This is a genomic window from Terribacillus sp. AE2B 122, assembly GCF_902497585.1.
In the GTDB taxonomy this organism is placed as follows: domain Bacteria; phylum Bacillota; class Bacilli; order Bacillales; family Amphibacillaceae; genus Terribacillus; species Terribacillus saccharophilus_A.
On record NZ_LR700942.1, the window covers coordinates 198,028 to 204,814 of the forward strand.

The 6,787-nt window shown below is 41.7% G+C and carries 5 protein-coding genes and 1 other annotated feature; of the genes, 4 read left to right on the forward strand and 1 reads right to left on the reverse strand.

Going from position 1 to position 6,787, the window contains the following annotated elements; translation table 11 throughout:
- Nucleotides 1-114: 114 nt before the first annotated feature.
- Nucleotides 115-356: a binding site (T-box leader), on the forward strand.
- A gap of 51 nt (nucleotides 357-407) precedes the next feature.
- From AE2B122_RS00980 to AE2B122_RS00995, 4 genes are all read left to right on the forward strand, one after another.
- The gene (locus AE2B122_RS00980; protein ID WP_175072862.1) at nucleotides 408-3,062 is read left to right on the forward strand and encodes a valine--tRNA ligase; all 2,655 of its coding nucleotides are present in this window, start codon (nucleotides 408-410) and stop codon (nucleotides 3,060-3,062) included.
- A gap of 63 nt (nucleotides 3,063-3,125) precedes the next feature.
- A complete protein-coding gene (locus AE2B122_RS00985) occupies nucleotides 3,126-3,674 on the forward strand; it encodes a GNAT family N-acetyltransferase (RefSeq protein WP_175072863.1) in 549 nt (182 codons plus the stop codon).
- A 131-nt stretch (nucleotides 3,675-3,805) separates the two neighbouring features.
- Complete coding sequence (locus tag AE2B122_RS00990; RefSeq protein ID WP_175072864.1) at nucleotides 3,806-4,675, forward strand: sugar phosphate isomerase/epimerase; 870 nt, start codon at nucleotides 3,806-3,808, stop codon at nucleotides 4,673-4,675.
- A gap of 253 nt (nucleotides 4,676-4,928) precedes the next feature.
- Nucleotides 4,929-5,714, forward strand: a complete 786-nt coding sequence (locus tag AE2B122_RS00995) for an SDR family oxidoreductase (RefSeq protein ID WP_175072865.1) — start codon at nucleotides 4,929-4,931, stop codon at nucleotides 5,712-5,714.
- Nucleotides 5,715-5,882: 168 nt separating this feature from the next.
- Here AE2B122_RS00995 and AE2B122_RS01000 read toward each other — a convergent pair whose 3' ends face one another.
- Nucleotides 5,883-6,383, reverse strand: a complete 501-nt coding sequence (locus AE2B122_RS01000; RefSeq protein WP_175072866.1) for a CarD family transcriptional regulator — start codon at nucleotides 6,381-6,383, stop codon at nucleotides 5,883-5,885.
- Nucleotides 6,384-6,787 lie beyond the last annotated feature (404 nt).

The window sequence follows — 6,787 nt, forward strand, 5'->3', positions numbered from 1 at the left end:
CTCCTATAGGTAGTATATGAACGGGAAAGGCTAGGCGTTTACCCTTTTTTGAAAAAAATATGCCTCTTCATTGACTTTTTTACTGTCAAGTGGATACAATAAGCTATACATGATACAAATGCTTTGACAGGGAAGAGTATAGTGTAAGGATCCATACTAGAGAGGGAAGCAAATTGGTGGAAGTTTCCCGGATACCTGCAGTAGAAGGTCGCCCTGTATGCAGCGACCCCGAATGTGACTTTTAGTCAGTAGGGGGAGCCGGTGAAGAGCCGTTATCTCCCTCGAGTGTACGACACGTCTAATTAGTGTCGTAAATGAAGGTGGTACCACGGAAACTAACCCTTTTCGTCCTTTTGGATGAGAAGGGTTTTTATATGTCACCAAAAGCATTAAAGGAGGAACCAGCCATGACAACAGACAAATCACAAGAAACCAACTCACTGCCATCCAAGTATGATCCAGCAAGCATCGAAGCAGGCCGCTACCAATTCTGGCTTGATGGCAAATATTTCGAAGCAACTGGAGATGAAAGCAAACAGCCATACTCTATCGTAATCCCGCCGCCAAACGTAACAGGAAAGCTGCACCTAGGGCACGCTTGGGATACAACATTACAAGATATTCTTACGCGTATGAAACGGATGCAAGGCTATGATGTGCTTTGGCTTCCAGGAATGGACCATGCAGGTATCGCGACACAGGCAAAAGTAGATGCAAAACTGCGTGAGCAGGGCATCAGCCGTTATGACCTTGGCCGTGAAGGCTTTTTAGAGAAGAGCTGGGAATGGAAAGAAGAATATGCAAGCTTTATCCGTAAGCAGTGGTCTAAGATGGGACTTGGTCTTGACTATTCACGTGAGCGATTCACATTGGATGAAGGGTTATCTGAAGCAGTTAAAGAAGTATTCGTTACATTGTATGAAAAAGGTTTGCTTTACCGTGGCGAATATATCATCAACTGGGATCCAGCAGCAAAAACAGCACTTTCTGATATTGAAGTAATCCATAAGGACGTACAAGGTCACTTCTATCATATGCGTTATCCGCTTGCTGACGGAACAGGTCATATCGAAATCGCGACCACTCGCCCAGAAACATTCCTAGGGGATACGGCAGTAGCTGTACACCCGGATGATGAGCGCTACCAGCACTTGATCGGTAAAACGGTTATCTTGCCGGAAGTGAATCGAGAAATTCCGATAGTAGCGGATGATTATGTTGACATGGAATTCGGTTCCGGTGCAGTTAAAATTACACCTGCACATGACCCGAATGACTTTGAAGTAGGTAACCGTCATGATCTTGAACGCATCCTTGTCATGCATGAAGATGGCTCAATGAATGAAAATGCTGGTAAATATAACGGTTTAGACCGTTTTGAAGCTCGTAAGCAGATTGTTAAAGATTTGCAGGAGCAGGGCATCCTCTTCAAAATCGAAGACCATATGCACAGCGTGGGACATTCTGAGCGCAGCGGCGCAGTAGTTGAGCCGTATCTATCCACACAATGGTTCGTAAACATGGAGCCGTTAGCGAAACAAGCTTTGGAACTGCAAGCTGGCGAAGACAAAATCAACTTCGTACCAGAGCGATTCGAAAGAACATATTCGTACTGGATGGAAAACATCCGCGACTGGTGTGTATCCCGTCAGCTTTGGTGGGGACACCGTATTCCGGCTTGGTATCATAAAGAAACAGGCGAAGTGTATGTTGGCAAAGAAGCACCAGCAGACATCGAGAATTGGGAACAAGATCAAGACGTACTTGATACGTGGTTCTCTTCCGCATTATGGCCGTTCTCCACAATGGATTGGCCAAACACAGAAGCAGCTGATTTCAAACGCTACTTCCCGACAGATGTACTCGTAACAGGATATGACATCATCGCTTTCTGGGTGAGCCGTATGATCTTCCAATCCAAGGAGTTTACAGGCGAACGACCATTCAAGGATGTACTGATTCATGGTCTTGTACGTGACGGCGAAGGCCGTAAGATGAGTAAATCACTCGGTAACGGTGTTGACCCGATGGATGTTATCGAAAAGTACGGTGCAGACTCGTTGCGCTACTTCCTGTCAACTGGTTCATCATCAGGTCAGGATTTGCGCTTCCAATGGGATAAAGTAGAGTCCACTTGGAACTTTGCTAATAAGATATGGAACGCATCCCGTTTCGCATTGATGAATATGGAAGGCTTACAGTACAGCGACATAGATTTGTCCAAAGAGAAGAGTCTTGCAGATAAATGGATCCTTACTCGCCTGAATGAAACAATTGAAGCTGTCACATACAACGCAGAGAAATATGAATTCGGTGAAGCTGGCCGTCATTTGTATAACTTCATCTGGGATGATGTGTGTGACTGGTATATCGAGATGGCGAAGCTTCCGCTATACGGGGAAGACGAAGATGCCAAGCAGATGACACGCTCTGTACTTGCACATGTACTCGATCAGACAATGCGCATGCTGCATCCATTCATGCCATTCATCACGGAAGAAATCTGGCAGCAGCTCCCGCATGAAGGGGAATCCATCACTGTTGCTGCATGGCCGACAGTCAACAAAGATTTGCATGATGAAAAATCAGCAGAAGAGATGAAACGCTTAGTGAGCATCATCCGCTCTGTTCGTAATATCCGTGCAGAAGTTGATACACCGATGTCCAAACAAATTCAACTGCTTATCCAAGCAGAAGACAATACAATTGAAGCAGAGCTTAAGGCACAGCAGCACTATATCGAACGCTTCTGTAACCCAAGTGAACTGACGATTGAAACAGCAATTCAAGCACCAGACAAAGCAATGTCAGCTGTTCTTACTGGCGTAGAGCTTTACTTGCCGCTTGAAGGCTTGATCGATATCTCCAAAGAAATCGAACGCTTGAAGAAAGAACTCGACAAATGGACAAAAGAAGTCGATCGAGTTGAGAAGAAGCTTTCTAACCAAGGTTTCATCAGCAAGGCACCAGAGAAGATCGTCGAAGAAGAACGTGCTAAGCAAGCAGATTATGAAGATAAACGTGCACGCGTACAGCAGCGCATCAATGAACTAAATGGCTAAACACATCACAAGACGCACTAGAACTTTGCTAGTGCGTCTTTTTTTACATAGGGAGAGATGAATATGCTGACATTTCAAAAGCTTGAAACCGAACGAATAGTATTGGATGAAGTAAAAATGCAGGATGCTCCATACGTATTTGCCGCTCTGTCTGACCGTAATGTAACTAAGTTCTATGGCATGGAGCCGCTTCAGTCAATTGAAGAAGCGGAGCGAGTCATTTCTTCCTTCCGATGCGGTCTGCAGGAAGGGCGCGTAATACGATGGGGGATGTATTGTAAGGAGGCAGGCCGATTTCTCGGAACTATTGGCTTACATCAAGTAAACCGTAGCAATCGACGTGCTGAAATTGGGTACGAATTGCATCCGGATCATTGGAAGAAAGGGTTTGCGAATGAAGCGATGGGAGCTGTTTTAGGCTACTGTTTCAAGGAATTGGATCTGCTTCGTATCGGAGCTATGGTGTATCCAGAGAATAAAGCATCTGCTGCCCTGTTGGAGAAACAAGGATTCATGAAAGAGGGATTACTGCACAGTTACTATTATCATGGTGGAAAAACGTATGATGCGAATGTATACGCACTGCTGCGTGAGGACTGGGAGGAAGCTTGAGATAGCTCCGCAAGTTAGTATGATTGCTTTCTATAGAAGCTGATATAAGTTTTCTAATGCTAGATGGGTTGTATTTTTGCAGCTTATTCTCCTTTTCTTTTATGTAAGGAAATTGAAGAGGAGATGAAGAAATGAACACAGCTAAAAAACACAAGGAAAAATTCTCATTGGCACATTTGACAGCATTACAGGTGCCACCACCAGAATTTATTCGTATGGCGTCTAGAACTGGCTACGACTATGCTAGTATTCGTACAATTTATATGGGGTTGCCAGGTGAACCTAATTATGACCTTTCTACAAATAAAGAAATGCTTGAAGATACAAAAAAAGCTTTAAAAGAAACCGGACTAAAAGTATGGGATATCGAGTTAGTGAGAGTAGAGGAAGAAACAGATCCCGTCTCTCTAGTTCCATCGTTCAAGATTGCACAGGAACTAGGTGCTAAGCATGTTATTGCAAGTATTTGGACAGATGACCTTGAGTTTGGGAAAAACAGTTTTGCGCAAATTTGTGATTTAGCTAAGCCGTATGGTCTGACGGTACAGCTGGAGTTTGTGACGATTGCTGGCGTTTATAATCTAAAGGGAGCACTAGCAATACTGAACAGTGTAAAACGTCAAAATGCTGCTATATTGGTAGATTCTCATCATTTCCATCGTTCTGTGCATCTATTTGGTGATAAGGTGGAAGACCTGAAACGTATTCCAAGAAAATGGCTTAACTTCTTTCATTTGTGCAATGCCACGAGTACTATTCCTGAAGATATAGAGGAAATGACGCGTATCTTAAGGGAGGAACGCTTATACGTGGATGAAGAAGGAATTGATAACAAAGAAATTCTTTCTTATATGCCAGATGATATTGTCTATTCTCTTGAAATTCCCCATAAACAAAGAGCAGAAGCATATGGATACGAAGAGCATGCAAGAAAGTGTTTAGAATCAGCTAAAAACTTCTTTGCTACGATTCATGATAAAAAAGAAGTTGTGCTTTCTTAGGTCTTCAGAATGAATAGCAAAGAAAAGACCAGAATGCCAGTTTGGTTCAGAAGTAACCAAGTGAATTCACATGATAAAATAGAAGAATTAATCAAATGAGAAACGCAGAGGGTATAGTCCCTCTGAGTTTTTTGAATTAATGTAAATTACATTTGAAGTTTAATATTTCTTAGAATAGAGAACTTATAGAACAGGAGATTGAATCTAAAACTTTCAAGTCAGCCTATAAACAGGCAACAAAGGAGATCTTATTATGTCAGGACAACGTAAGCTTGTATTGATTACTGGAGCTTCATCAGGCCTTGGCCTTGAACTTGCGAAACAATTTGCACAAGATAATTATGATATAGCATTATCTGGATCAAGTGATCGAATTTTCGAAGCAGCTGATACTATCCGTGATTTAGGAGTAGAAGCTTACCCTCATAAAGCTGATGCAGCAACTTATGATGGTGTAGAAAGCTTTTGGAGCTTTTTCACTGAACTGAAACGTCCGCTAGATGCGGCAGTACTTAACGTCGGAATCGGTCTTGGCGGTGCCTTTACTGACACGGATCTGGAAGATGAATTGAGGCTCGTCTCCATCAACATTTCCGGTACAGTCCACATGGCGAAACGAGTGGTACAGCATATGGTTCCGAATGGCAGAGGCAGAATACTGATTGTCTCATCCATTTCTGCTACGCAGCCAACACCCTATGAAACAGTATATGGTCCTTCGAAAGCCTTTGGATATATGTTCGCAGAGTCTCTGCGTGAAGAGCTGCGTCAAACAGGTGTTACCGTCACTGCATTGCTGCCAGGGGCAACGGACACTAACTTCCATTCAAATGCTGGAATGGACTCCAGTGAAATCGGCTCTTCTAAGAAGAATGATAAAGTACTCGTTGCGAAACAAGGCTATGAAGCACTCATGAATGATGAGGATCATGTTGTTGGAGGTGACGAAGAAACAAAACAGCAGGCAGAAGATAATAGGACCACACCTGAACCAGTGAAAGCAGCTAATCATGCAAAAAGAGCACGCCTTCAAAACTAGGTAAGTAGAAATAAAACAGGGATAGTAAATAACACTATATCTTAGTTTGACAAGTAATCAAAAGTTCTTGTTAACAAAATAAAAAGGTCTACGTTCTAATGCAGAACGTAGACCTCTTTATGATCTTAAGACAATCATTAATCTTAAGTAAGACATAATTATCATGACTTACCTAAAACTAGGTGCATCTATTTTAAAACGATTTTCAACTAAAGATTTCACGTCAGAAGAGGCTTGATCATATGAAATATTCTTTATTTCTTGAATTTCTCCAATAAGAAACTCTTCTGCATTTTTATATACTTTTTTGTCTGATTGAGATAAGCGACCGTCCGTGGTATGGAAGTGCATCAGATCTCTTATTATCTGACTGATTTCTAACGTAGTACCTAATTTCATCTTACTGTCCAAGACTTTAGATCGTTCACTTACTGAAGAAGGCAAAGGAACACCATTGTCATAGAAATCTAATTTTACTTGCTCTAATTGTTCTAAAGAAATGATTGGGCGTAGACCATTCTGGTTTTCGCTTTGACTAGGTACAAACACATGTAACTTTTTATAAGGAAAAAATATCTTGAAATACTCTCTTTCCCTCATATATTCCGTTGATTCTATGGTCCCTGTTCCGTGAAAAGGATAGAATACACTATCTCCGCCTTTAAGCAAATTAACAATCTCCCTTCAAAGATACTTCTATTATAACATAAACTGGACGGTTGCATTTTGGGGCTTGTTGGATTGTTGTTCAGCAAGGTCGTCTTTACTATTCACAATTTGAATTTTTAACACCAATAAAGTAAAGAAAGATAAAATTACAAGAGTAAACAAATGACGTGTAGTTACGTTTCTCTATATATTATATGCAAGTTCTGCAAAATAAATTAACAATAAATATGTTGATTTATTATTGTATTTCCTGTAGGATACTTAATATATTAATAAATGAGCGTGGAACGGATTATAGTAATGTGTGTTCTCCCTGCTAAAGAGAGCTGACGGATGGTGCAAGTCAGTGCAAAGAACAGCGTGAATTACGATCCAGGAGCATCTTCTTCGATCCGGATGGTGAG